This window comes from Pseudomonas sp. LAIL14HWK12:I10, assembly GCF_900184205.1.
GTDB classification, from domain to species: Bacteria; Pseudomonadota; Gammaproteobacteria; order Pseudomonadales; family Pseudomonadaceae; genus Aquipseudomonas; species Aquipseudomonas kermanshahensis.
Genome location: NZ_FXWU01000002.1, coordinates 568,467 through 593,060 on the forward strand (window position 1 = coordinate 568,467; position 24,594 = coordinate 593,060).

21 protein-coding genes are annotated in these 24,594 nt (G+C 65.3%); 14 read left to right on the forward strand and 7 right to left on the reverse strand.

Annotation, left to right across the window (positions count from 1 at the left end; translation table 11 throughout):
* Positions 1–9: 9 nt before the first annotated feature.
* The 4 genes from fabA to QOS90_RS06535 all read right to left on the reverse strand — a co-directional run bounded on the left by fabA (position 10) and on the right by QOS90_RS06535 (position 5,698).
* Positions 10–525 (reverse strand): 3-hydroxyacyl-[acyl-carrier-protein] dehydratase FabA, encoded by a 516-nt coding sequence (gene fabA / locus QOS90_RS06520; protein ID WP_027592861.1) that lies wholly within the window; start codon positions 523–525, stop codon positions 10–12.
* 207 nt (positions 526–732) lie between these two features.
* Entirely contained in the window at positions 733–2,664 is a 1,932-nt protein-coding gene (locus tag QOS90_RS06525; protein WP_027592860.1) for an ATP-binding protein, read from the reverse strand.
* The gene (locus QOS90_RS06530; protein WP_085272569.1) at positions 2,661–3,551 is read right to left on the reverse strand and encodes an ABC transporter substrate-binding protein; all 891 of its coding nucleotides are present in this window, start codon (positions 3,549–3,551) and stop codon (positions 2,661–2,663) included. Before QOS90_RS06530 ends, QOS90_RS06525 begins: the two co-directional genes overlap by 4 nt.
* A complete protein-coding gene (locus tag QOS90_RS06535) occupies positions 3,551–5,698 on the reverse strand; it encodes a TonB-dependent receptor plug domain-containing protein (RefSeq protein WP_177408588.1) in 2,148 nt (715 codons plus the stop codon). The genes QOS90_RS06530 and QOS90_RS06535 overlap by 1 nt, the downstream gene beginning before the upstream one ends.
* A 137-nt stretch (positions 5,699–5,835) precedes the next feature.
* Here QOS90_RS06535 and QOS90_RS06540 point away from each other — a divergent pair, with 137 nt between their 5' ends.
* From QOS90_RS06540 to QOS90_RS06605, 14 genes are all read left to right on the forward strand, one after another.
* Positions 5,836–6,861, forward strand: coding sequence for an NAD(P)H-dependent glycerol-3-phosphate dehydrogenase (locus QOS90_RS06540; protein WP_027592857.1), 1,026 nt, complete (start codon positions 5,836–5,838; stop codon positions 6,859–6,861).
* Positions 6,862–6,897: 36 nt separating this feature from the next.
* Positions 6,898–7,245 (forward strand): DUF4389 domain-containing protein, encoded by a 348-nt coding sequence (locus QOS90_RS06545; protein ID WP_085272571.1) that lies wholly within the window; start codon positions 6,898–6,900, stop codon positions 7,243–7,245.
* Positions 7,242–7,700 (forward strand): phosphohistidine phosphatase SixA, encoded by a 459-nt coding sequence (sixA, locus tag QOS90_RS06550; RefSeq protein ID WP_085272572.1) that lies wholly within the window; start codon positions 7,242–7,244, stop codon positions 7,698–7,700. Before QOS90_RS06545 ends, sixA begins: the two co-directional genes overlap by 4 nt.
* A 98-nt stretch (positions 7,701–7,798) precedes the next feature.
* On the forward strand, positions 7,799–8,152 hold the full coding sequence (locus tag QOS90_RS06555) for a hypothetical protein (RefSeq protein ID WP_256577354.1): 354 nt from the start codon (positions 7,799–7,801) through the stop codon (positions 8,150–8,152).
* Between the two features lie 94 nt (positions 8,153–8,246).
* On the forward strand, positions 8,247–9,035 hold the full coding sequence (locus QOS90_RS06560) for an alpha/beta fold hydrolase (RefSeq protein WP_085272573.1): 789 nt from the start codon (positions 8,247–8,249) through the stop codon (positions 9,033–9,035).
* Positions 9,032–9,886, forward strand: coding sequence for an alpha/beta hydrolase (locus tag QOS90_RS06565; RefSeq protein ID WP_085272574.1), 855 nt, complete (start codon positions 9,032–9,034; stop codon positions 9,884–9,886). The genes QOS90_RS06560 and QOS90_RS06565 overlap by 4 nt, the downstream gene beginning before the upstream one ends.
* 109 nt (positions 9,887–9,995) lie before the next feature.
* A complete protein-coding gene (locus QOS90_RS06570) occupies positions 9,996–10,790 on the forward strand; it encodes a DUF4892 domain-containing protein (RefSeq protein ID WP_027592851.1) in 795 nt (264 codons plus the stop codon).
* 12 nt (positions 10,791–10,802) lie between these two features.
* Entirely contained in the window at positions 10,803–11,849 is a 1,047-nt protein-coding gene (locus QOS90_RS06575) for an AI-2E family transporter (protein WP_085272575.1), read from the forward strand.
* 132 nt (positions 11,850–11,981) lie between these two features.
* Positions 11,982–12,071: a K(+)-transporting ATPase subunit F gene (kdpF, locus tag QOS90_RS06580; RefSeq protein WP_033693985.1), complete on the forward strand. Its 90-nt coding sequence runs from the start codon at positions 11,982–11,984 to the stop codon at positions 12,069–12,071.
* A gap of 9 nt (positions 12,072–12,080) precedes the next feature.
* Complete coding sequence (kdpA, locus tag QOS90_RS06585) at positions 12,081–13,775, forward strand: potassium-transporting ATPase subunit KdpA (protein ID WP_085272576.1); 1,695 nt, start codon at positions 12,081–12,083, stop codon at positions 13,773–13,775.
* Between the two features lie 9 nt (positions 13,776–13,784).
* The gene (gene kdpB / locus QOS90_RS06590; RefSeq protein ID WP_085272577.1) at positions 13,785–15,839 is read left to right on the forward strand and encodes a potassium-transporting ATPase subunit KdpB; all 2,055 of its coding nucleotides are present in this window, start codon (positions 13,785–13,787) and stop codon (positions 15,837–15,839) included.
* Between the two features lie 10 nt (positions 15,840–15,849).
* Positions 15,850–16,401: a potassium-transporting ATPase subunit KdpC gene (kdpC, locus tag QOS90_RS06595; RefSeq protein WP_085272578.1), complete on the forward strand. Its 552-nt coding sequence runs from the start codon at positions 15,850–15,852 to the stop codon at positions 16,399–16,401.
* Positions 16,402–16,559: 158 nt separating this feature from the next.
* A complete protein-coding gene (locus QOS90_RS06600) occupies positions 16,560–19,214 on the forward strand; it encodes a DUF4118 domain-containing protein (protein WP_085272579.1) in 2,655 nt (884 codons plus the stop codon).
* The gene (locus QOS90_RS06605) at positions 19,211–19,903 is read left to right on the forward strand and encodes a response regulator (RefSeq protein WP_027592845.1); all 693 of its coding nucleotides are present in this window, start codon (positions 19,211–19,213) and stop codon (positions 19,901–19,903) included. The genes QOS90_RS06600 and QOS90_RS06605 overlap by 4 nt, the downstream gene beginning before the upstream one ends.
* Positions 19,904–19,918: 15 nt before the next feature.
* Here QOS90_RS06605 and QOS90_RS06610 read toward each other — a convergent pair whose 3' ends face one another.
* The 3 genes from QOS90_RS06610 to QOS90_RS06620 all read right to left on the reverse strand — a co-directional run bounded on the left by QOS90_RS06610 (position 19,919) and on the right by QOS90_RS06620 (position 24,413).
* On the reverse strand, positions 19,919–20,395 hold the full coding sequence (locus QOS90_RS06610) for an ester cyclase (protein WP_085272580.1): 477 nt from the start codon (positions 20,393–20,395) through the stop codon (positions 19,919–19,921).
* Positions 20,396–20,453: 58 nt separating this feature from the next.
* Positions 20,454–21,359 carry a LysR family transcriptional regulator gene (locus QOS90_RS06615; RefSeq protein ID WP_027592843.1) on the reverse strand — a complete coding sequence of 302 codons (906 nt, stop codon included), beginning with the start codon at positions 21,357–21,359 and terminating at the stop codon, positions 20,454–20,456.
* 123 nt (positions 21,360–21,482) lie between these two features.
* On the reverse strand, positions 21,483–24,413 hold the full coding sequence (locus QOS90_RS06620) for an aminotransferase (RefSeq protein WP_085272581.1): 2,931 nt from the start codon (positions 24,411–24,413) through the stop codon (positions 21,483–21,485).
* Between the last annotated feature and the right edge of the window lie 181 nt (positions 24,414–24,594).

Sequence of the window (24,594 nt, forward strand, 5' to 3'; positions counted from 1 at the left end):
GAATAACCCTTAGAAATTGTCAGTGGAGGTGAACACGCCGACCCGCAGGGCTTCGGCGGTGTAGATCTCGCGGCCGTCGACGCTGACCGAGCCATCGGCGATGGCCATGTTCAGCTTGCCCTTCAGGACGCGCTTGATATGAATGTTGTAAGTGACTTTCTTGGCGGTAGGCAATACCTGGCCGAAGAACTTCACTTCACCCGAACCCAGCGCACGGCCGCGGCCCGGCAGGCCTTGCCAGCCGAGGAAGAAACCGACCAGCTGCCACATGGCGTCAAGGCCCAGGCAGCCCGGCATCACCGGGTCGCCTTCGAAGTGGCAGGCGAAGAACCACAGGTCCGGATTGATATCCAGCTCGGCGACCAATTCACCTTTGCCGTACTTGCCGCCTTCTTCGCTGATATGGGTGATGCGATCGACCATCAGCATGTTCGGCGCGGGCAGTTGCGCATTACCTGGGCCGAACAGCTCACCGCGACTGCAGCGCAGCAGGTCTTCCCGAGTAAAGGCGTGTTGTTTGGTCATGCGAGCTCCTCAATAACCCCCTGCGGCAGGGGATGAATCTTCCCGGCCGGCCCGAAAAGCGATGACTCCGGGGCGGCAGCCTACAGGTAGACTATTGCGTTGTGGTGAAAGTCACAGTGCACCTGGCGAAAGAAGTACAGGTGTTCACTGAAACGTCTATTTTCAGGTCCGAAGAACGTCCTGTCCAGTCCTTAAGACTGCCGCACTTTAGCATTTATCGCCAGTCGCGGTTGTCTGACCGGGTAACCAGCGTTGCAGCGCCCGCTGCAGCTCGGTGCGGCGCAAGGGTTTGCTCAGGTAGTCGTCCATGCCCGCGGCCATGCAACGCTCACGGTCGCCCTGCAAGGCGTTAGCGGTCAAGGCGATGATCGGCACGTGGATGCCGTTTGGCAGCAGGCGGATGCGCTGGGTGGCTTCATAGCCATCCAGGTTCGGCAACCGGCAGTCCATCAGAATGGCGGCGAACGGTTGCTGGCTGACCTGTTCGACCGCCTGGATACCGTCTGCCGCCACGCTCACCTCAAGCCCCAGGCTGCGCAGCATGGCTTCGATGACGTTCTGGTTGACCGGGTTGTCCTCCACCAGCAGCACCCGCTCGCTGCCGGTAAGTGGGCGCTGTTCACGCACCGCCCCGGGCAGTGGCGCCTGGGCCGGTGCGGCCAGGGCCAAGGGCATTTCCAGGGTAAAGGTTGAGCCCAGGCCTTCGCGGCTCTCACCGCGCAGTTTGCCGCCCATGCGTTCGGCCAGCGTACGTGCGATCGACAGGCCCAGGCCCGTGCCGCCATAGCGCCGGGAAATCGAGCTGTCGGCCTGCTGGAAGGCGACGAACATCATTTCCAGGCGGTCGCTGTCGATGCCGATACCGGTGTCGCGCACGCTGCAGGTGAACCACAGCAGTTGGCGGTCCAGCACCTGGCAGCGCGCTTCGACCTGCACCTGGCCCTGCTCGGTAAATTTCAGGGCATTGCCGACAAGGTTCAGCAGAATCTGCCGAATACGCGTGGGGTCACCGTTCACGTTCAGGTGCTCGATGCCCGTCGGCATGTTCAGGTGCAAGCCAAGGCCACGTTGCTGGGCACTGTGCTGGAACGACTGGACACTGCTGGCGATCAGCTCGCCGAGGTTGAAGTCGATGCGCTCCAGCTCCAGTGCGGTGCGTTCGATGCGCGAGAAATCGAGAATGTCGTTGATGACCTTGAGCAGGTGCCCGGTGGACTCGCTGGCAACGGCGGTGTACTCAGCCTGCTCGCTGGTCAGCGGTGTGGTTTCGAGCAATTGCAGCATGCCCAGCACGCCATTCATGGGGGTGCGCAGCTCATGGCTCATCATCGCCAGGAAGTCCGACTTGGCCCGGTTGGCCTGTTCGGCTTCCTCGCGCGCCTGGGTCAACTGGGCGATAGCGCGCTTCTGCTCGTCACTGGCTTGCTCCAGGGCGTTGGCCAGGTTGTTGATGTGGTGCGCCAGATGGCCCAGTTCACTGTCATCCACCACGGGCAGGGGCGTGTTGTACTCGCCTTGCTGAATGGCCTTGACCGCGTGACCCATGTCGCTGATCGGCTTGGCCAGGCTCATGGCCAGGCGGCGGGCCAGCAGGAAGGTGAACAGCAGGGCGAACAAGGCCAGGATGCCCGCCTTGATGACGATTTCCTGCTGGCGCTGGCTGAAGGCGTCATCGGACATGCCGACGATCACCCGCCCCAGGTAGTCGTCGCCAATGGCCGGCGTGGAGGTGTTGCCGGGCTGCAGGAAGTCGGTGTCCAGGCGGATTTGCTGAAGGCGGATTGGCGCCTGGAACACTTCCACTTGCTGCGCCCGGTTGGCGCTTTCGTCGGACTGCTCGACGTAGACCAGGATGTGGTTGCGGCTGTCCTGCACCTCGAGAAAGCGCACGTGCGGAATGCTCAGGGTGGCGCGCATCAGCCCTTCGAGCACCTCGTTGTTGCCCGAGATAACCCCGTATTCGGAGGCGGGCGCCAGCTGGTTGGCGATCAGCTGGCCGGTGTGGTTGAGTTCCTGGCGCAAGTCCTGGATACGCACGAAGGTAAAGAAGCTGATCAGCAGCAAGGTCAGCAGCAGGGCCGGGCCAAGGCTGATGATCTGGGTGCGGGTGTGGATGTCCCAGCTCAGGCGTCTGCTCATGGGGTGGATTCTCCTTCGGCCAGGGCCTTGGCAGCGGCGTTCGGGTCGATCGGTTCAAGGCCCAGGGCGCGTGCCACCTGCTGGTTGCCACTGACGCCGTAGCGCGCCGGGTAAAGGCTTCGCGGCCAGCGCGCGGGTGGCTGGTCGAGCAAATGGTCGAGCACGGCCAGCCAGTCGTCCTGGTCGCTGTAGGTGCTGGCCAGGGCGCCTGCGCGAACGAAGCCGGCATTTGGGCCAATCAACGCCATTTGCCGGCCGTAGCTGCTGAGCAGCAGGTTTTTCGCCGTCTTGGGGTTGTACAGGGCGGGGTCGTCGAGGCCCAGCAGCACATCGCTGTTGCCTAACAGCTGTTGCAGGGGCCGGCTGTCACGTTGGTCGGGCCAGTCCTGGGCAATGATCTCCAGGCCCAGCGGGCGGGCGGCATGGCGCAGTTCATCAAGCAAAAAGGCACTTTGCCTACCGTAAAGCACACCGATGCGTTGCGCCTGTGGCAGCAGGTAGCGCGCCAGGCGCAGTTGCCGGGCCAGGGGCGGGTCGCTCCACAGCAGTGTAAGGAAGGGGGGGCGCGACTTTCCCAGGCGCTGTTCAGCCTGTACTCGGCTGACCCGCATGGCCAATGCTGGTGGCCCGGCGTTTTCACTCAGGCGCCAATCCAGCGCGGCGCTGTCAAGCAGCACCAGGCGTTGATCGCCCTTGAGCTGGCTTGGGCGGGGCAAGTCGGCAGTGGTTTGGAAACGCACCCGGTCATGCGGGCGATGGCTTTCGAATGCGGCGACGAAGCTGCGAATGCCGGGCTGATCCTCGCCACCGACCAGCAAGATTTCACCGGCGGACAGCGGCCCCAGGGGCCATAGGCAAAGCAGCAGCACGCGCAGCAGGCGGGCCATCAGAACTCCAGCTCCGCGCTGACACTCAGGCGGTGGCGGCTGTCGTAGCGGTTTTGCAGCGCAGTCGTGGGCTCATCGTCCAGGCGTTGTTGCCACAGCGCCGCCAGCTCAAGGTTGCTGCCCTGTACCCGGAAGCGCTTGGCCAGGCGCAGGTCCAGTCGCTCGTAGCGGTACTGGTTGAGGGCATCGTCACCGTAATAGAACAGCGCACTCGACCAGCCGTCGCCCCACTCGCGCATCCAGCCCGCCGAGCCGCTGTTGCGGGCGCTGAGGCGGCGGTCGTCGGGGTTGCTTGCCCAGGCGTCGACGTAGGCGTAGGTCACGCGCAGGCGGTCACGCAGGGTGGGGCGCCAGTCCAGTTGCGCCTCGCTGCCGGTGAAGCGCGCCTTGTTGCTGTTGCTGGCGATGTACTGGTTGTTCTTCAAAGGCTCGCTGATCATTCCGGTGATCTCGTCGTAGAACAGCTTCACATCCATGCTCAGGTCGATGTCGCTGAAATAGCCGTTGTAGCCCAGCTCGCGCGAGCGCATGCGCTCTTGCTCGAGGTCGCCCGGGCCGCGGGTCTTGACGAAATACTCACCGTGCGGCTGGCCAAACGCACTGGGGTTGAGGTTTTTGACCGTGTAGCTCCAGTTGACGTTGTTCTCGAACATGTCGGGGGAGCGAACCGCTTCGGAATAGACCGCACGCAGGCCATGGCGCGGGGTGATCAGGTAGTTGACCGCCACCCGTGGGGTCAGCGAACTGCCAGACAGGCGCGCGTCTTCGAACATCGCCCCGCCCTGGATGATCCAGTGTTCGTCGGCCCGCCATTCCAGCTGGCCGAACAGGCGCCAGGTCTGGTCGACGAGGCTGCCATTGAAGTACGTCTGCGAGTCGGCACGATCATAGCGGTAGTTCATGCCGCTGAGCAGGCGCAGGCTGTCGGTCAGGCTCAGGGTGTCCTGGATTTCCAGGTCGTAGCGGGTTTCGCGGGTGCTCTGGTCGACATCGCCGCAGACCACATCGCGGCCACCTTGGTTGTTCCACTGGTCCTTGATGGCATCGACCAGCGCCTGTTCTTCGGGGTTGCTGCTGCGCGGTGGAGCGTTTGCGCCGCGCGCCACCAGCTCGGCAAAATTCGGGTTCAACTGCCACAGGCGGGTCAGCTCTGGGCTGAACGACAGCGCCGCATCGCAGGCGCGCCAGACTTGCTGGCGGTCGAAGTGCTGGGCCGAACCCTGGACGTACAGGCTGTGCTCGGGGTTGAAGTCGATGTTCCAGCGTACCGAACCCGCGTAATCCTTGGCGTTGGCGTCGGTGTTGTCGCCGCGCTCGGTGACGTAGGGGAACACCGGCTGGTAGGTATAGGGGCGCTGGTTGCTGCCTTCCTTGGCCGCCAGTTGCCATTCCAGGGTCTGGTCGGGGACCAAGGTGTGGCTGGCGCTGAGGTTGAAGCGGGTGAGGCGGCGGCTGTCACGGTAGTCCTGGCCGTACTGGTCCTGATCGAAGCCATCGTCTTGCTGGCCGGACACCGACAGGCGCATGTCGCCGCCGTCCCAGCCAAAACCATGGCTGGCGTAGAAATCGTTGATGCCATCCTCGCCGCGGGTGACCTTGAGGCGCGTGCCATGGCTGTCGGCCGGGTTGCGGGTGAGGATGTTGACCACGGCCATCAAGGCGTTGGCGCCATAGCTGACCGTGTTGGGGCCGCGGAACACCTCGATGCGCTCGATGTCTTCCATGGCCAGGGGGATGTCGCTCCAGTCCACCGTCGCCAGGCCCGCGCGGTACACCGAGCGGCCATCGATCAGCACCTGCATGCGCCGCGCGTCGTTGACGTTGCTGCCATGGTAGTTGACCGTCGGCTGGTTGCCGGCGCCGTAGCCGATCATCATGCCCGGCACCAGGCGCAGCAGTTCGGGGATATCGCGGGCGCCGCTGGCGCGGATCAGCTCACTGTCGAGCACGGTCATGCTGCCAGGGACCGCCGCCGGGGATTGTTTGAGCCGGGTGGCGGTCAGAACCTGCGGCAGGTCGGTGTTGTCGATGAACAGATCGTCGGCCATGGCCGGGCCGCCGAGCAGGGCAGTCAGAAGCAGAAGACGCGGGTAAGGAGGCGTGCCTGGGAACACGGTACGACCTTGTTTCAGGGATGAAACAGGCATGTTAACCGACCGCAGGGCTTTTGCCAGTGATCTGGGTTTCCTTGCCGGCCCTTTCGTAGGCGCTGGCACTGGCCCTGTCGAATACGCACCGTATAATGCAGCGTCGCCACTTAACTTTTGGCTTTAACGGATTAGATATGACTGAACAGCAGCCTGTTGCAGTTCTGGGAGGCGGCAGCTTCGGCACCGCCGTGGCGAACCTGCTGGCGGAAAACGGTGTGCCGGTGCGCCAATGGATGCGCGACCCCGAGCAGGCCGAGGCCATGCGTGTCAACCGCGAGAACCCACGCTACCTCAAAGGCATTCGCCTGCACGACGGCGTAGAGCCGGTCAACGACCTGCTGGCCACCTTGCAGGCCTGCGACCTGGTGTTTGTCGCCTTGCCGTCGAGCGCCTTGCGCAGCGTGCTGGCGCCCCATGCCGAGTTGTTGCGCGGCAAGGGCCTGGTCAGCCTGACCAAGGGCATTGAGGCGCAGAGCTTCAAGCTGATGAGCCAGATCATCGAAGAAATCGCACCTCAAGCCCGCATCGGCGTCCTGTCGGGGCCAAACCTGGCCCGTGAAATCGCCGAACATGCGCTGACCGCCACCGTGGTCGCCAGCGAAGACGAACAACTCTGCCAACAGGTGCAGGCCGTATTGCACGGGCGTACCTTCCGCGTCTACGCAAGTGCCGACCGCTTCGGGGTCGAACTGGGCGGGGCACTGAAAAACGTCTACGCCATTATTGCCGGCATGGCCGTGGCCCTGGGCATGGGCGAGAACACCAAGAGCATGCTGATCACCCGTGCCCTGGCCGAGATGACTCGCTTCGCCGTGAGCCAGGGTGCCAACCCCATGACCTTCCTCGGCCTGGCCGGTGTCGGTGACCTGATCGTTACGTGCTCCTCGCCCAAGAGCCGCAACTATCAGGTCGGCCACGCCCTGGGCCAAGGCCTGAGCCTGGAGCAGGCCGTCAATCGGCTGGGCGAAGTGGCCGAAGGGGTGAACACGCTCAAGGTGCTCAAGGCCAAGGCGCAGGAAGTTCAGGTGTACATGCCGCTGGTGGCGGGCCTGCACGCCATCCTGTTCGAGGGCCGTACCTTGAACCAGGTGATCGAGCACCTGATGCGCGCCGAACCCAAGACCGACGTCGATTTCATTTCCATCAGTGGTTTTAATTAAGCCGTCAGCGGCTTCGACCGGAACAAGGAGCGACACATGAACGATACGCCCGAACGCGCCCAGCGCGAGTCGATCATCCTGCGGGTGCTGTGGATGTTGGTGTTCCTGGTGGTCTGGCAATTGGCCGAGCTGCTGTTGGGCGGCCTGGTGCTGGTACAGCTGATCTACCGCCTGATCTACGGCGCCCCCAGCGCCAGCCTGATGAACTTCGGCGATAGCCTCAGCCAGTACCTGGCGCAGATCGGCCGCTTCGGCAGCTTCCACAGCGACCAGAAGCCTTGGCCATTCGCCGACTGGCCAGCCCCGCGCGCCCCGGAAGGTGAGGCGCCCCATGCTGTGGCACCCGCGCCGCACCCGGTGCGTGACGAAGAGCCCAAGCTGTGAAGCTGTGGGTGCTGCGCCACGGTGAGGCAGAGCCTCGGGCCAACAGCGACGCCGAACGCCGCCTGACCAGCCATGGCCGCGAGCAGGTGCTGCACAGTGCCGCGCGCCTGCTTGGGCAGCCGTTGCAGGCCATCATCGCCAGCCCTTATGTCCGTGCCCAGCAAACGGCAGCGCTGGTGCATGACACCTTGGATTTCCCCGCGCCAGTGCGCACCGTGGCCTGGCTGACGCCGGACAGCAATGTGCAGCAGGTGATCGGTGAAATCGAAAAGCTCGGCCTGGAGCACGTGCTGTTGGTTAGCCACCAACCACTGGTGGGGGCCTTGGTCTGTGCCCTGGAGCATGGCCATGTACAGCAACCGGCGCCCATGAGCACCGCCAGCCTGGCGGAGCTGGAAGGGGAGTGGCCGTTGGCAGGCCTGATGACCTTGCGCGCAATCAGTTCGCCAGCCTGATGCCTCTTGGCAACTGGCATTTCTGCCAGTTGCCGCTTCACTCGACCGCTTGCTAGCGTGGCGCCACATCAGATGAGTGGCCAGGCAGGGAGCAGTTGATGAAGGGGGAAATGCAAGCGCTGTTGCGCTCGCTGGACTTGCGACCCACCATGGACAAGGTGCAGGAAGGCGTAGTGCTGGACTTTGCCCAGTACAGCGTGTTTCGCGACTCGGCCGACGCCAAGCTTTACCACCTGATGGGCAAGGTGGGCGGTGTTAAAGACGACCTGGTCGAGCTGCAGGAAGCCTGCCTGCGGGTGTCCCACTTGCTGCAGACCAGTTGCCTGGCGCTGCGTAGATTGCAGCTCGATTATGAGGACCAGTGCCTGGCGCATGAAGTGCTCGAGAGCCAGCTGGCCTATATGCAGGCCTGCCTGCAGCGTTCGCTGGCCAGTTTTGTGCGTACCCGATGACCTGATAGCCCTCGCCGATGACCTTTCCGGACATTGCCGAGCGGCCCCGCGATGCCGACAATGGGCCATCATCCCACCGTCCGGACCAGGCGCCATGTCGCAGCACATCTTCTTCGCCCACGCCAATGGTTTCCCGTCTGCCACCTACGGCAAGCTGTTCGCTGCCCTGGCGCCGGACTACGACGTTCGCCACCTGCCCCAGCATGCCCACGACCCGCGCTTCCCGGTGAATGAAAACTGGCAGAACCTGGTCGATGAATTGCTGCACCACCTGGCGCAGCAGGACGCGCCGGTCTGGGGGGTTGGCCATTCGTTGGGCGGGGTACTGCACTTGCATGCCGCCTTGCGTTGCCCCGAGTATTACCGCGGGGTGGTGATGCTCGACTCGCCGGTGCTGACCCGCGCCGATCAGTGGCTGCTGCGCACTGCCAAGCGTTTTGGCTTTATCGACCGCATCACCCCGGCCGGCCGCACTTTGGGGCGGCGCGAGGCGTTTGCCGATCGCGACAGCGCACGGGACTATTTCGCCAGCAAACGCTTGTTCCGCCACTTTGACCCCGACTGTCTGGAAGCCTACCTGGAGCATGGCTTGGAGCCCGCGCAAGAAGGGCTGCGCCTGCGTTTCGACCCGGCTACCGAGATCAGTATCTACCGCAGCATCCCCCATGCCAGCCCAGCGCCTGCCCGGCAACTGCAGGTACCACTGGCGATGGTGCGCGGCGAGCGCAGCAACGTGATCCGCCGGCACCACACGCTGGCCGTGCGCGGCATGGCCAAGGGCGAATACCACAGCGTGCCGGGCGGGCACATGTTCCCCCTGGAACGCCCGACCGACACCGCCAGCCTGATCAAGGGCCTGTTCGACCGTTGGAGCCACGAATGAGCGCGCACATGGAGGAAATCCGCCTGAGCCTGGGCCATATCGAGCTGGCTGCGCACCTGTTCGGCCCTGAGGATGGGCTGCCGGTGATTGCCCTGCACGGCTGGCTGGACAACGCCAACAGCTTCGCCCGGCTGGCGCCCCGGCTGCAGGGCCTGCGCATCGTCGCCCTGGACCTGGCGGGCCATGGCTACTCGGAGCATCGCCCGCCTGGCGCCAGTTATGCCCTGGCCGACTACGCCCACGATGTGTTGCGGGTGGCCGAGCAGTTGGGTTGGCAGCGCTTTGCCTTGCTGGGCCACTCACTGGGGGCGATCATCTCGGTGCAACTGGCGGGCGCCTTGCCGGAGCGGGTCAGCCACCTGGCGCTGATCGATGGCGTCATTCCGCCCACCGGGGCCGAACAGGACGCCGGTGAACGCCTGGGCATGGCATTGCAGGCGCAGCTGCGCCTGGATGGCAAACGTAAATCCGTCTACCCGGCGTTGGAGCAGGGCGTGCAGGCGCGCATGAAGGGTATGGTCGCCGTCAGCCGCGAGGCAGCCGAACTGTTGGCCCAGCGTGGGCTGATGCCAGTAGCGGGGGGGTACAGCTGGCGAAGCGACAGCCGCCTGACCTTGCCGTCCCCTGTTCGCCTGAGCCACGCGCAAGCCATGGCCTTTGTCAGGCGGGTGAGTTGCCCGGCCTGCCTGGTGGTGGCCGCCGACGGCATGCTAGCGCGCCACACCGAGTTGCTGGAGCAGCTACCCTTTGAACAGGTGACGCTGCCTGGGGGGCATCACCTGCACCTGAACGATGAGCAGGGCGCGGCCCTTGTCGCAGACTGTTTCAATCGCTTCTTTGGCTTTGCTTGACTTGCACCGGACAAGTGCCGAGGCTTGGCGGGTTGAACAGGGAGACAACCATGCACATGCCAGACACGCTGGACCTTAGCTTCGGCGCCCCGCGCCGACTGGGCTGCCGATGAGCGCGCCCGTAACCCTCCGTACTACCCTCGCTGCCTGCTTCGTGCTCGCCAGCCCCTTGCTGTGGGCAGGTAGCCTGCCCGTTCCCGTGGATGCCAAAGTGGTCGACCAACGCCCTGCAGTGGAGCAGGAGCGCGTGTACCCCATGGGGCCTTTGCGCAAGATCAGCGGCCGCCTGCGGGTCGACGACAAGGTCGAGAGCCGTGGCCAGGTCAGCTCGGTCACCTATGAACTGCCGGTGGAGCGCACGGCCCGCGAAGCGTTCACCAGCGCCCGCGAAGCACTGCAACACGACGGTGGTTACCCATTGTTCTGGTGCCAGGGCCGCGACTGCGGCGAAGCCAGCCTTTGGGCCAATGATGTATTCGCCAATGCACGGCTCAATGGCGGTGACGAGCAGCAGGCGTTCATCCTCCTGCGCCGTTCTGCAGAAGAGGCCGACACACTGGTGGCGTTGTACAGCGTCACCCGCGGCAACCGCCGCGCCTACCTGCACGTGGAAGAGTTCGTTGCTGCCAGCCCGCTGGGTGAGCTGCTGCCCACGGCCGCCACGGTGCTGCGCGAAATGCGCGACACCGGCAAGCTCGACTACCCTGACCTGAGCACGCCGCAACCTGCCTGGGTGGCGTTGTTGGGGCGTAGCCTCAACCTGGACAGCACCTTGCGCGCCAGCCTCAGCGGCAAAGAGGCCGAAGCGTGGCGTGAGCAACTGGTCAAGGCGGGCGTGCGCAGCAACCGGCTCGAGGTCGGCAACGCCCCTACCGATGGCCTGCACCTGGAACTGATCCGTTGAACGAGCACCGCCATGGCCAATAATGACCGCCTGCTGATCCAGATCGTCCTGTTGACGTTGCTCGGCGCTGCCTTGTGGGTCATGGCACCGTTCATTTCGGCGCTGCTGTGGGGCGCCATTCTGGCCTTTGCCAGCTGGCCGCTGATGCGCTTGCTGACGCGTGCGCTGGGCGGGCGCGAAACGTTGGCCGCCAGCCTGCTGACCGCAGCCTGGATCCTTATCGTGGCGTTGCCGCTGGTATGGCTGGGTTTCAACCTGGCGGATCATATCCGCGATGCCACGGCGTTTGTCCGTGATGTGCAGGTGGATGGGCTGCCCGAGGCGCCGGCCTGGCTGGGCAGCATTCCCCTGGTGGGTGAGCGCATGGTCAATTGGTGGCAATCGCTCGACCAGCAAGGTGCGGCTTTGATTGCTTCGATCAAGCCTTACCTGGGCCAGGTCGGCAACTGGTTGCTGGCGCGCAGTGCGCAGATCGGCAGCGGCATGCTCGAACTGAGCTTGAGCCTGGTCTTCGTGTTCTTCTTCTACCGTGACGGCCCGCGCCTGTCGGCGTTCGTGCTGCGCCTGTTGCAGCGCTTGACCGGTGACCGCGCCGAGTACTACCTGGACCTGGTGGCGGGCACCGTGCAACGTGTGGTCAACGGTGTCATCGGCACGGCAGCGGCCCAGGCCTTGCTTGCGCTGATCGGCTTCCTGATCGCCGGCGTCCCCGGGGCCATCGTGCTGGGCCTGGTGACCTTCATGCTCAGCCTGATCCCCATGGGGCCACCCCTGGCGTGGATCCCCGCGACGGCCTGGTTGGCGTGGAAAGGGGAGTACGGCATGGCGGTGTTCCTGGGTATCTGGGGCACCTTCGTCATCAGCGGCGTGGACAACGTGCTCAAGCCCTACCTGATCAGCCGTGGCGGCAACCTGCCGCTGGTCATCGTGCTGCTGGGTGTGTTCGGCGGGTTGATCGCCTTTGGTTTCATTGGCCTGTTCATCGGGCCGACGTTGCTGGCGGTGGGGTATAGCCTGCTGCTTGACTTGAGCCGCAACGCCGGGCAGCAAACACCGTAGCGCCTTCGAACGGGGCGCGTTTTTACACATTCTTTATGCGTTGATCCATCCCTCGATCTCGCCCCTTTACGCCCCCCCCTCGGACAATCTCCCCAAAGCGGCCCAAGCGCCGCACCACGGGGAGCTCCACACATGAACATGCTCGACGGGCTGTCACTGCTGCTGGCAGTGGCATTGGCGATTTACCTGCTGATGGCGCTGCTGCGCGCCGATCGCAGCTAGGGAGTGGCCATGCACAGTTACGACTTTGCCTTGTTACTGGCGTTTTTTGCCATCGTGCTGCTACCGGCACCCTGGCTTGGGCGGTTCTACTACAAGGTGATGGAAGGCCAGCGCACCTGGCTGTCACCGGTGGTGGGCCCGGTTGAGCAGGCCTGTTATCGACTGGCAGGCGTACGCGCCGACCAGGAGCAGAACTGGAAGCAATACACCCTGGCGTTGCTGGCCTTCAACCTGGCCGGCTTCCTGCTGTTGTTTGCCGTGCTGCTGTTGCAGGGCTACTTGCCGCTCAACCCACAGCAACTGCCCGGGCAGGAATGGTCGCTGGCGTTCAACACCGCCGTAAGCTTCGTCACCAACACCAACTGGCAGGCTTACAGCGGCGAGTCATCGGTCAGCTACCTGAGCCAGATGCTGGGCCTGACAGTGCAGAACTTCGTCAGTGCTGCCACTGGCCTGGCAGTACTTGTGGCCCTGTGCCGCGGCATTGCCCGCCGTTCGGCCGCCACCCTGGGCAACTTCTGGGTCGACATGACCCGGGCCACGCTCTATGGGCTGTTGCCCCTGTGCCTGGTGCTGGCGCTGCTGCTGGTGTGGCAGGGCGTGCCGCAGACCTTTGCCGACTATGCGCACGCACTGACCCTGCAAGGCACTGACCAGACCATCCCGCTCGGCCCGGCGGCTAGCCAGATCGCCATCAAGCAGCTGGGCACCAACGGCGGCGGCTTCTTCGGCGTCAACGCGGCACACCCGTTCGAAAACCCCACGGCCTGGAGCAACCTGTTCGAGGTGGCGTCGATCATTCTCATCCCGGCGGCGCTGGTGTTTACCTTCGGCCATTACGTGAAAGACCTGCGCCAGAGCCGGGCGATTCTTGCCTGCATGCTGAGCCTGTTCCTTATCGGTGGGGCTACAGCGCTGTGGTCCGAATACCAGCCCAACCCGGCCTTGCAGAGCGCGCAGGTGCAGCAAAGCGCGCCGCTCGAAGGCAAGGAAAGCCGCTTCGGCACCACCGGTTCAGTGCTGTGGACAGTGACCACCACGGCAGCCTCCAACGGCTCGGTCAATGCCATGCACGACAGCCTCAACCCGCTGACCGGCATGGTTGCGATGGTCAACATGATGGTCGGCGAGGTGATCTTCGGCGGCGTCGGTGCGGGGCTCTACGGCATGCTGTTGTTCGTGCTGATCGCCGTGTTCCTGGCCGGCCTGATGATTGGCCGTACCCCGGAGTACCTGGGCAAGAAGCTGCAGGCGCGTGAGGTGCAACTGTTGGTGGCGACCTTGCTGGTGATGCCGGTCGGCGTGCTGGTGCTGGGCGCCATCGCCGCCAGCCTGCCGGGCCCGGCGGCGGCGGTGAGCAACCCCGGTGCCCATGGCTTTAGCCAACTGCTGTACGCCTACACCTCCGGCACCGCCAACAACGGTTCGGCCTTTGCCGGTTTTGGCGCCAACACGGTGTACCACAACCTGATGATCGGCCTGGCCATGCTGGTCGGCCGCTTCGGCTACATCCTGCCGATATTGGCCTTGGCCGGCAGCCTGGCGGCGAAAAAGAGCGCACCCCAGGGGCTGAACAGCTTCCCCACCCACGGCCCGCTGTTCACCGGCCTGTTGTTGGTAACCATCCTGCTGGTGGGTGGCCTGACCTTCCTGCCGACCTTGGCCCTCGGGCCAATTGCCGAACACCTGAGCCTGGGCTTCTGAGGAACCACCATGAACATGCCCATTCCTGAAGTAAAAGCCCCCCACAGCGCCAAGGACCAGACCCGCTTCGCCGCGCTCTGGCGCCCGGCCCTGATCCAGGCCTTCGTTAAACTGGACCCTCGGCAGCTCAAGCGCTCGCCGGTGATGCTGGTGGTGGCGTTGACTGCCGCGCTGACCACTGTGTTGTGTTTTGCCCCTGGCAGTGGCGTGAGCACAACAGTGGCGGTGCAAATCGCCCTGTGGCTGTGGTTTACCGTGCTGTTCGCCAACTTTGCCGAAGCCCTCGCCGAAGGCCGTGGCAAGGCCCGCGCTGACAGCCTCAAGGCCGGGAGCCAGGGGCTGAACGTCCAACGTCGCGACAGCGCTGGCGCATTCGAAACGGTTGCCGCGACCGCGCTGCGCAAGGGCGATGTGGTCAAGGTGATCGCGGGTGAACTGATCCCGGGTGATGGTGAGGTAATCGAAGGCATCGCGGCGGTCAACGAGGCGGCCATCACCGGTGAGTCGGCCCCGGTGATCCGCGAGTCCGGCGGCGACCGTTCGGCGGTCACCGGCAACACGCGGCTGGTGTCTGACTGGTTGCTGATCCGCATCACCAGCAACCCTGGCGAATCGACCCTGGACCGAATGATCGCCTTGGTCGAAGGGGCCAAACGGCAGAAAACGCCCAATGAGATTGCCCTGGATATCCTGCTGATTGGCCTGACCCTGATCTTCCTGATCGTGGTCGTGACCCTGCAGCCGTTCGCCCACTTTGCCGGCGGTAGCCTGCCGTTGATCTTCCTGGCCGCACTGCTGGTGACGTTGATCCCCACCACCATCGGCGGCTTGCTGTCGGCCATTGGCATTGCCGGCATGGACCGCCTGGTCCGGCTCAACGTCATTGCCCGTTCCGGCCGCGCGGTGGAAGCTGCGGGCGACGTGCACACCCTGATGCTCGACAAGACCGGCACCATCACCTTCGGCAACCGCCGCTGCAGCGCGCTGCATGCCGCGCCGGGCGTCACCGCCAAGGAGCTGGGGGAGGGCGCCTTGTTCGCCTCGCTGGCCGATGACACGGCCGAGGGCAAATCGATCGTCGAGTACCTGCGCCAGTTGCACGACTTCGTCGAACCCTCCGGGCAGCAGCTCGTACCGATCGCCTTCAGCGCCGAGACGCGGTTGTCGGGTGTCGACTTCCAGCAGCACCGCTACCGCAAGGGTGCTGTCGATGCGGTGCTGGCATTCGTTGGCCTGCAACGGCTGGAAATGCCGCCGGCATTGGCCCGCGAGGTCGAGCGCATTGCCCAGAGTGGCGGCACGCCGCTGCTGGTGTGTGTCGACCAGCGCTTGCTTGGGGTGATCCACCTCAAGGACGTGGTCAAGCCCGGTATTCGCGAGCGCTTTGCCGAGCTGCGCAAGCTGGGCATCCGCACCGTGATGGTGACCGGTGACAACCCGCTGACGGCCGCTGCCATTGCCGCCGAGGCCGGGGTCGATGACGTGCTGGCCGAGGCCACCCCAGAGAAGAAGCTGGCGCGCATCCGTCAGGAGCAAAACGACGGCCGCCTGGTCGCCATGTGCGGCGACGGCGCCAACGACGCCCCGGCGCTGGCCCAGGCTGATGTGGGCATGGCCATGAACGACGGCACCCAGGCAGCCCGTGAGGCGGCCAACATGGTCGACCTGGACAGCGACCCGACCAAGCTGCTCGACGTGGTCCAGGTGGGCAAGGAACTGCTGGTGACCCGTGGCGCCTTGACCACCTTCTCGATTGCCAACGACGTGGCCAAGTACTTCGCCATCCTGCCGGCGTTGTTCGCGGCCATCTACCCGCAGCTGGGCGTGCTCAACCTGATGCACCTGGCCAGCCCGCAGAGCGCGATCTTGTCGGCGATCGTGTTCAACGCGCTGATCATCATCGTGTTGATCCCGCTGGCGCTGCGCGGTGTGCGGGTGCACGCGGCGAGCGCGGCACACCTGCTGCGGCGCAACCTGCTGATCTACGGGCTGGGCGGGATCATCGTGCCGTTCGCCGGGATCAAGCTGATCGACATGCTGCTCAATGCCTTGCACCTGGTCTGAGGAGGCCGCCATGAACACTTATATACGCCCGGCCTTGAGCCTGGCCTTGCTGATGACGCTGATCACCGGCGCGTTGTACCCGCTGGCGGTGACCGGAATTGCCCAGGTCGCCTTCCCTGAACAGGCCAATGGCAGCCTGGTGCGTGACGCGCGCGGCGAGGTGCGCGGCTCGGCGCTGATCGCCCAGGATTTCCAAGGCGATGGCTGGTTCCATTCGCGGCCCTCGGCTGGGGCTTATGCCACGGTTGCCAGCAGTGCCAGCAACCTGTCGCCGAGCAACCCGGCGCTGGCCGAGCGGGTAGGCAGCGAGGCCGCGAGGCTGTACCGGGCTGAGCAAGGGCCTGTGCCGCAAGCCTTGCTGACCACTTCAGGCAGTGGCCTGGACCCGCATTTGCCGCCGGAGGCGGTGGCTTATCAGGTAGCGCGTGTGGCAGCGGCCCGCAAGGTGCCCGTTGAGCGCTTGCAAGCCCTGGTGGAAGAGGCCACCCTCCATCCATTGATCGGGCCGCCTGTGGTCAATGTACTGGCGCTGAACCAGGCCCTGGAGATATTGGGCCGCTGACAGTTGGGCCGCGTTGCGGCCCTTCGCGGGTAAACCCGCTCCCACAGTAATAGCGCAGCTGCAGAATGTGGCGCGGTCCCTGTAGGAGCGGGCTTGCCCGCGAAGGCCTGCAGAGCAGGCCCAGATGCACCGATCGCCGCACAATCGAAGGATGAAACATGAGTGATTCCGCCCGCGCAGACGCGCTGTTGGCCAACCTCCCGCGCGAAGGCCGCGGCAGGCTCAAGGTATTCCTCGGCGCCGCACCGGGTGTGGGCAAGACCTACGCCATGCTGCAAGCCGCCCACAGCCAGCAACGCCAGGGCGTACACCTGCTGGCCGGGGTCGTCGAAACCCATGGCCGCGCCGAAACCGAATCGCTGCTTGGCGGCTTGCCCCAGCAGCCCCTGCTGCGCAGCGAGTACCGTGGCGTCACCCTTGAGGAAATGGACCTCGACGGCCTGCTCAAGGCCGCACCTGCGTTGGCCCTGGTCGACGAACTGGCCCACACCAACGCCCCCGGCAGCCGCCACGCCAAGCGCTGGCAGGACGTTCAGGAACTGCTCGCCGCCGGCATCGACGTGTACACCACGGTCAACGTTCAGCACCTGGAAAGCCTCAACGACAAGGTCCGCGATATCACCGGCGTGCAGGTGCGCGAAACCCTGCCGGACTGGGTGCTGCAGGAAGCGTTCGAATTGGTCTTGATCGACCTGCCACCGCGCGAATTGCTGGAGCGCTTGCGCGAAGGCAAGGTGTACGTGCCCGAGCAGGCGCGGGCTGCGATCGATGCCTATTTTTCCCAGACCAACCTCACCGCATTGCGCGAGCTGGCCATGCAGACCGCCGCCGCCCAGGTCGACGCCGACCTGGCCCACGGCTACCGCCAGCGCGGGCAGGAGGCTCCGGCCCTGCGCGGGCGCCTGCTGGTGGGCATCGATGGCGACGACCAGGCCGAACGCCTGGTGCGCCACGCCAGCCGCGTAGCGCAACGCCGGCACTTGCCCTGGAGCCTGGTGCACGTCGACAACGGTAAGCTGCGCGACGAAGCCGCACGCCAACGCCTGCAGGCCGCGCAGCAACTGGCTGAGCGCCTGGGCGGCGAAGTGGTGCTGCTGCGCGCCGGTGAAGTGGCGCGCACGCTGATCCAGCATGCCAGCGAGCGGCGGGCCAGCCTGGTGCTGGTGGGGCAGTCGCGTGATCGCCTGCGCCGTCGCTTCTTCGGCGCCGGTGTAGCGGCGCGGCTGCTGCGCGAAAGCCACGGCCTGGAGATCAACGTGCTCGACCGCGATGCCCAGCCGGCCCCGGCCAGTGCGGCGGTGCAACGGGTATGGGTGTGGCGGCACTACCTGCTGGCCCTGCTTGCCACACTGCTGGCGGCCGGTTTGTCGTGGGCCGTGTCCAGCGTGCTGGCGCTGCCCAATATCTCCCTGGTATTCCTTGCCGCCGTGCTGCTGGTAGCGGTGCGCAGCAGCCTTGGGCCGGCCTTGGCCTGCGCCGCGCTGTCGTTTCTGACCTACGACTTCCTGTTCATCCCGCCCAATTTCTCGTTCAGCATCCAGCGCGAGGAAGACGTGCTGACCTTGGTGTTCTTCCTGCTGATGGCGGCCCTCACCGGAAACCTTGCGGCCCGCCAGCGCCGCCAGTTGCAGGCGCTGCGCGAGACGCAGGCGCAGACCAGCCAGTTGCTTGATTTATCCCGCCGCCTGACCGTTGCCGCCGACCGCCAAGCGGTGTTCAACGCCGCCGGCCAACACCTTGACGGCTGGCAGGATGTGCAAGTCTGCCTGCTCGAACGTAACCCCGAAGGCCAGCTGCACCTGGCCAGTGGCGAGGCCCAGGGCCTCAGTGACAACGAGCGCGCCGCCGCCGAGTGGGCCTGGCAGCACGGGCAGGCGGCTGGCCATGGCAGCGATACCTTGCCCAATGGCCGCTGGTGGTGGTGGCCGCTGGCGGTCGATGACCACCCGCTGGCCTTGCTCGGCGTGCGCCCGCGCTCTGGCGACCCGCTCAGCGCCCAGCGCCGGCGCCTGCTCATGGCCCTCGGCCAACCCCTGGCCCAAGCCCTGGCCCGCGCCCGCCTGGCCGAACAACTGGAAGCGGCGCGCCTGCATGGCGAAACCGAGCAACTGCGCAGTGCCTTGTTAGCCTCGGTCTCCCACGACCTGCGCACGCCCTTGACCGCCATGCGCGGCAGCATTGACAGCTTGCTGGCGCTGGGTGAGGCGATCCCCGAGGACGACCGCCGCGAGTTGCTGGAAGGCACCCGCAACGAGGCCGAGCGCCTGGACCGCTACATCCAGAACCTGCTCGACATGACCCGGTTGGGCCATGGCGGCCTCAAGCTGGCCCGCGACTGGGTGGCCCCCGCAGACATCGTCGGCAGTGCGCTGAACCGCCTGCGGGTGGTGCTTGCGCCCCTGCGCGTGCACACCGATGTGCCGGCCGAGCTGCCGTTGCTGTTCGTGCATGCGGCGCTGATCGAGCAGGCCTTGGTCAACGTGCTGGAGAACGCTGCACGCTTCTCGCCGGCCCAGGGTCGGCTGGAACTGCAGGTGTCGGTGCAGGGCGAACAACTGCGCATTGCCGTCAGCGACCAGGGCCCAGGCATTCCTGTGGCCGAGCGGGAGAAGATTTTCGACATGTTCTACACCGCCGCCCGCGGTGACCGGGGCGGGCAGGGCACTGGCCTGGGCCTGGCGATCTGCCAGGGCATGATCGGCGCCCATGGCGGGCAGATCCTGGTGGGTGAAGGGATCGATGGCCAGGGCACCGGCATCACTTTATGCTTGCCGCTGCCCCCTCAACCTGAAGCCGAAAGCGAAGCCCCATGAGCCAGTCCGCCACCCTCCTGGTCATCGACGATGAACCGCAGATCCGCAAGTTTTTGCGCATCAGCCTGACGTCCCAGGGCTACAAGGTGATCGAGGCCGCCACCGGCAGCGAGGGCCTGGCGCAGGCCGCCTTGGGCAAGCCCGACCTGGTGGTGCTCGACCTCGGCCTGCCGGACATGGACGGCCAGCAAGTGCTGCGCGAACTGCGTGAGTGGAGCGCAGTGCCGGTGCTGGTGCTGTCGGTGCGTGCCAGTGAGGTGCAGAAGGTCGATGCGCTGGACGGCGGCGCGAATGACTACGTGACCAAGCCGTTTGGTATTCAGGAGTTTCTGGCGCGGGTGCGCGCCTTGCTGCGCCAGGTGCCGCAGGCCGGCGGGGGCGAGGTGGCGGCCAGTTTCGGGCCGTTGACCGTGGACTTTGCCTTCCGCCGTGTGACCCTGGAGGGCGTCGAGGTGGCGCTGACCCGCAAGGAGTATGCGTTGCTGGCCCAGCTGGCCGGGCACCCGGGCCGGGTGATTACCCAGCAGCAGTTGCTCAAGGACATTTGGGGGCCGACCCATGTGGACGATACCCACTACCTGCGGATCGTGGTCGGGCACCTGCGGCAAAAACTCGGGGATGACCCCATGGCGCCGCGTTTCATCATCACCGAGGCGGGCGTCGGTTACCGGTTGGTCGCGCCCGCCTGATGATGCCGGCCGCTGTTACCACCCTAACTGCTTGTGCAAGCCCAGGGCGTCGTAGTAGTCCCCTTGGTAGATGATCTTGCCGTCTTTGACCTTCACATAGCTCACCCCATCGAACGACAGCGCTTTGTGGGTGGCGGGCGTTTGCGCGTCCCAGGCGCCAGTGTTGGTGCCGCTGAAGGTCCACTGGAAGGCGATGCCGTCCTGGTCGACGATCGGCGTGCCGTTGATCTTCCATTTGAGGTCTGGCACGGCGCCCACGAACACCTTGATCACGTTGTCGCGTGCGGCTTCGCGGCCCTTTTGCGGGGTGCCGACGGTGACGTCGAAGTATTCGGCGTCCTTGGCCAGGTAGCTGGCGGCCTTTTCGGCGTCATGGGCGTTCCAGGCTGCCATGTAGGCGTCGACGATCTGCCTGGGGGTTTCGGCCGCCTGGGCGAGGCTGGCGAAGGTGAACAGCGACAGCAGGTAGAACGCTCTAATCAAAGGACGCATGTTTGCCTCGCTTGCGGGCGTGCCCGCGGGTTGTCGGCCGGACGGCCATTGCGCGTGGTCAGGCCCTTGGCGGCTCCTTTTCGAACAGTTGCCGTACAACTTCCAGGTAGCGCCGCGCGCCCAGGCCCAGGGGCCGCGGTTTGACCCAGATGATGTCGACCCACAGCCGTAAGCGGCTGGCCATGTTGTCGAAGCGCACCTCGGCCAAGGCGCCCGAGGCAATCAACGGTTCGACCAGCGGCTGCGGCAGGTAGGCCCACCCCAGGCCGGATTGCACCAGATCCAGCGTAGCCAGATAACTGTCGGTCAGCCAGATGCGCCGTGACAACACCATGCGCGGGTCGGAGCCGGTGGCTTTGCCGGAGGCCACGATGATTTGCCGTTGCTCGGCGAAAGCTTCTTCGGGCAGTGGCGTGCCGCTGTTGCGCCCGGCGGGGTGGCGGGGGGACGCGACGGCGACCAGCAACTGGCTGCCGGCTTCAAGAAACGACTCACGTTCATCGATGCCGGGCCGTTCGAAAACCAGCGCCAGCTGCACGCTGCCGTCATGCAGCAAACGAATCGCTTCGGCTTGCGTGGCCGAACGCACTTCGATCTCAAGGCTTGGGAATTCTTGCGCGAGGGTTTCCAGCGGCTGGCTCCAGCGGCCGGTTTGCAGCTCGGGGGCCATGGCGATGGTCAAGCGCTTTTCCAGCCCCTTGTGCAGCTGCAGGGCCTGGGCGTCGAGCAGGTTGAGCTGGCAGATCACCTGCCGGGCCTGGGGTTCGAGGGCCAAGGCGGCGCTGGTTGGCAAGGCTTTGCGCGTGGCCCGGTCGAACAGGGCCAGGTCCAGCTCGGCTTCCAGCTGGGCGATGGCCATGCTCACGGCCGAAGGCACGCGGCCCAGCTTGCGCGCTGCTGCGGAAAACGACCCTGCCTCCAGTACGGCCAGAAAAACTGCAAGTGAGTCGCTGGTGAAGGCCATTGTCAGAAAACCTGATTGATCGGTTGAGCCGCGTAGGCTGTGATGGGCTGCGCAGCGGCCCCCGTTATGACGGTGTGTTGCTGCAGAAAAGTATGAGTTTTCAAGCAGGCCTATAACAATCTCTTACAGATCTTCCGACAGGATACGGTCCACGCTGTCGACAAAGTAGTCCACGCTCGCCCGTGTGGTGCACATCGGTGGTTTGATCTTGAGGATGTTGAGGTAGTCGCCGGTCGGCTGCATGAAGATGCCCAGGTCACGCAAGCGGTCGCACAGCAGCAAGGTCTCCTCGGTCGCCGGCTCCAGCGTCTGCCGGTCGCGTACCAACTCAAGCCCCAGGTAGAAGCCCGAGCCATGCGCCGCACCTGCGAGCGGGTGCTTGTCGACCAGCGCCTGCAAGCGCGCCTTGAAGTAGCGGCCGGTGTCGCGGGCGTTGTCCCACAGCCCTTCCTCTTGCATCACGTCCAGCACCGCCATGCCGATGCGGCAACTGACCGGGCTGCCCCCCGCCGATGAGAAGAAATAACCCTGCGCCTCCAGCGCCTCGGCGATTTCGCGCCGGGTGATCACTACCCCCAGCGGCTGGCCGTTGCCCATGCCCTTGGCCATGGTGATGATGTCGGGCACCACCCCTTGCTCCTCGAAGCCCCAGAAGTACTCGCCCAGTCGGCCATAACCCACCTGCACCTCGTCGGCGATGCACACGCCACCGCGGGCGCGCACCTTGGCGTAGGCGTCCTGCAGGTAGCCCGCTGGCAGCGAGATGCCCCCGGCGTTGCCGTACACCGGCTCGCAGATGAAGCCGGCCAGTTGGCGGCCACGGGCATCGAGGTCGGCCAGCTTGGCGTCGACGTCGCGCAGGTAGTCGGCGGCACTGTCGGCACCACGGAAGCGCCCACGGAAGGTGTTCGGTGCCTCGACCGGGTGCACCCAGTCTGGCCGGGTTTCCAGGGCTTGCGGGTTGTCGGCGATAGAGGTGGAAATGGCGTCTGTAGCCACCGACCAGCCGTGGTAGGCCTCCAGCACGCTGAGCAGGTCGCGCCCGCCGCTGTAGGCCCAGGCCAGGCGGATGGCCAAGTCGTTGGCCTCGGTGCCGCTGTTGACCAGGAACACCCGGTCGAAGCCTGCTGGCGCCAGCTTCAGCAGGCGTTCGGAGAACTCGGCGATGGCCGCGTAGTGGAAGCGCGAGTTGGTGTTCAGCAGCGACCATTGCCGCGCCGATTCCGCCACCATGCGTGGGTGCCCGTGGCCAAGCACGGCCACGTTGTTGAGCATGTCCAGGTAAGACCGGCCCTGCATGTCGATCAAATAATTGCGCCAGCCGCGTTCGATATGGGGCGGTTGCGCGTAGTAGTGCTTTTGCGAACGGGCGAAGCTGGCATCACGACGTGCCAGCAGCGCCTGTGCATCGGGCAGCGGTTCGGCGTCGCAATCAAAGCCCAGCAGCGCGGCAGGCGACGGGCACAGCGCTAGCCAGGCAGCGGCCTGGGAGGGGGTGGCGAAAAACGGCGGGCGGGCGCCGTTATCCAGGCACAGCTGAATGCTGAGCAAGCCACCGCTGCTGCCCAATTTTTGACCTTTTGCCAGGGCCTGCCCATCTGCCGGAGCATCCTCCAGGCCACCTAGCCACAAGCTCCAGTGGGGTGTGCGCAGGCAACCGCGGCCATCGCCATGGCGCTGCCAGGTACCGGCCTGCGGCGCCTGCACGGTGCTGGCGTTGGGCACATGCAATTCGACACCCAGCGCGCAGGTGGCAGGTTCTTCAGCGCGGTCGATATGGGTTTGTGACAGGCGATATTGGCCATGCAGCGTGCACGCCGGGGCCGGTTGTGCAGCCAGCAGGCGTTGGTCGAAGCCTGGTTGTTCCCAGTTGCCCGCTTCGCAGTGCGGGCTGAGCACGCCCAGGTCGAGGCGAGCCACCGGCTGGCCGACCCGTTCAGGCAGCAGGGGCGCGCAACTGGCCAGGTCGGGCCGGCTGGGTTGAACACCGGCCGCCAGCAGAATAGCCGCCTCCATCAGTGCGAATGGCACGGCAGCCGCGGTGTCGAAAATCTCCCATTCGTGCGCGATGTTGTTGCGGATGTACTGATTGCCCGGGTCTACAGCCAGCTGTTGCTCGCTGCTCAGCACCAATACCGCGGCGCGGTTGAGCACCAGCGGCCACAGGGCACGCAGTTCGGCTTCGCTCAGCGGGTTGAGGGCCTGGTAGGCCCGCACCGCCGGCAGAATGCGCAGTGGGTCGCCTTCGGCATGGTGCAGCAGTGCTGCGCAGGTCACCGAGAGGTCGGCAATGCGCCAGGTACGCAGCAGGTCGCCAAAATCGATGACGCCCTGCACCTGCCACTGGCGCTCGTCATCGCGGGCCCACACGGCGTTGTCATCGGTGATGTCCAGGTGCACGGCTTGGCTTGGCAGCTGCTCCACCAGCGGCGCCAGGCGCTCGGCAGCCAGTTGAGTGGTTTGCTCGACACGGGCGCGTTGCCCGGCGTCTTGCAACACCGGCAGCAGGTGCTGGATCAACGCCTGCGCGTGCTGCGGGTCCCATTGCAGGGTGCGGTTCAAGCCGGGGTGGTCAAACTCGGCCAAGGCTTGGTCCACTTTCGCGCAAAGCCCGCCCAGCTCGGCTATCAGGCGCGGTGCCATGTGTTTGAGGCGGGTCAGCGGTTGGCCGTCGATGTAGTCGAGCAGGCGCACCCGCAGCGGTTGCCCATCGATGTCCAGGGCCAGCAATGCCTGCCCGTTTTGCGCCGGGCGCACTGCGGGTACCGGCAAACCCTGTTCGCGCAGGTACGCCAGCGCGGCATGCTGCGCCTCCAGTTCGACCTGGGCATAGCTGCCGTGGCAGGCCTTGAGCACGAAACGGCCCTGGGCGGCATCCACGCGGAAGTTCAAGTCTTGCTGGCTGCCCAGCGATGACAGGCTGCCCGCGAAGCCGTAGTGCGCCTGCAGCAAGGCGTGTGCCTGGGCCTCGCTGAGCGCAGGGCTGGGCAGGGCGGAGCGCTGGATCAGGATGTCCAGGGCAGGGGAGGCGGGCGTTTGGTGGTGGCTGGGCATTGGGCTCTACCGTTGGTGCTGGGGGTTGACGGTAGAGAATTTATGCCCGTTTTGGCTGATGATGGAAGACGATTGTTGTCAGAATTTTTGATGATTGGGTGTGGGTGCATGTCTTGAGTTTTGCGGCGCCTATGAGATCGAGCGCCGCCCGCGCGGCGCTTCGCAGCACAAGGCTGCTCCC

Excerpts from the sequence above, each read along its gene's own strand:
- QOS90_RS06560 (WP_085272573.1), top strand. The coding sequence starts at position 8,247 with ATGTCGCAGCACATCTTCTTCGCCCACGCCAATGGTTTCCCGTCTGCC.
- QOS90_RS06600 (WP_085272579.1), top strand. The coding sequence starts at position 16,560 with ATGAGTGATTCCGCCCGCGCAGACGCGCTGTTGGCCAACCTCCCGCGC.
- QOS90_RS06620 (WP_085272581.1), bottom strand. The coding sequence starts at position 24,413 with ATGCCCAGCCACCACCAAACGCCCGCCTCCCCTGCCCTGGACATCCTG.
- fabA (WP_027592861.1), bottom strand. The coding sequence starts at position 525 with ATGACCAAACAACACGCCTTTACTCGGGAAGACCTGCTGCGCTGCAGT.
- kdpF (WP_033693985.1), top strand. The coding sequence starts at position 11,982 with ATGAACATGCTCGACGGGCTGTCACTGCTGCTGGCAGTGGCATTGGCG.
- kdpB (WP_085272577.1), top strand. The coding sequence starts at position 13,785 with ATGAACATGCCCATTCCTGAAGTAAAAGCCCCCCACAGCGCCAAGGAC.
- kdpC (WP_085272578.1), top strand. The coding sequence starts at position 15,850 with ATGAACACTTATATACGCCCGGCCTTGAGCCTGGCCTTGCTGATGACG.
- QOS90_RS06555 (WP_256577354.1), top strand. The coding sequence starts at position 7,799 with ATGAAGGGGGAAATGCAAGCGCTGTTGCGCTCGCTGGACTTGCGACCC.
- QOS90_RS06540 (WP_027592857.1), top strand. The coding sequence starts at position 5,836 with ATGACTGAACAGCAGCCTGTTGCAGTTCTGGGAGGCGGCAGCTTCGGC.
- QOS90_RS06545 (WP_085272571.1), top strand. The coding sequence starts at position 6,898 with ATGAACGATACGCCCGAACGCGCCCAGCGCGAGTCGATCATCCTGCGG.
- QOS90_RS06530 (WP_085272569.1), bottom strand. The coding sequence starts at position 3,551 with ATGGCCCGCCTGCTGCGCGTGCTGCTGCTTTGCCTATGGCCCCTGGGG.
- QOS90_RS06535 (WP_177408588.1), bottom strand. The coding sequence starts at position 5,698 with ATGCCTGTTTCATCCCTGAAACAAGGTCGTACCGTGTTCCCAGGCACG.
- QOS90_RS06575 (WP_085272575.1), top strand. The coding sequence starts at position 10,803 with ATGGCCAATAATGACCGCCTGCTGATCCAGATCGTCCTGTTGACGTTG.
- QOS90_RS06525 (WP_027592860.1), bottom strand. The coding sequence starts at position 2,664 with ATGAGCAGACGCCTGAGCTGGGACATCCACACCCGCACCCAGATCATC.
- QOS90_RS06610 (WP_085272580.1), bottom strand. The coding sequence starts at position 20,395 with ATGCGTCCTTTGATTAGAGCGTTCTACCTGCTGTCGCTGTTCACCTTC.
- QOS90_RS06570 (WP_027592851.1), top strand. The coding sequence starts at position 9,996 with ATGAGCGCGCCCGTAACCCTCCGTACTACCCTCGCTGCCTGCTTCGTG.
- QOS90_RS06615 (WP_027592843.1), bottom strand. The coding sequence starts at position 21,359 with ATGGCCTTCACCAGCGACTCACTTGCAGTTTTTCTGGCCGTACTGGAG.
- QOS90_RS06605 (WP_027592845.1), top strand. The coding sequence starts at position 19,211 with ATGAGCCAGTCCGCCACCCTCCTGGTCATCGACGATGAACCGCAGATC.
- kdpA (WP_085272576.1), top strand. The coding sequence starts at position 12,081 with ATGCACAGTTACGACTTTGCCTTGTTACTGGCGTTTTTTGCCATCGTG.
- QOS90_RS06565 (WP_085272574.1), top strand. The coding sequence starts at position 9,032 with ATGAGCGCGCACATGGAGGAAATCCGCCTGAGCCTGGGCCATATCGAG.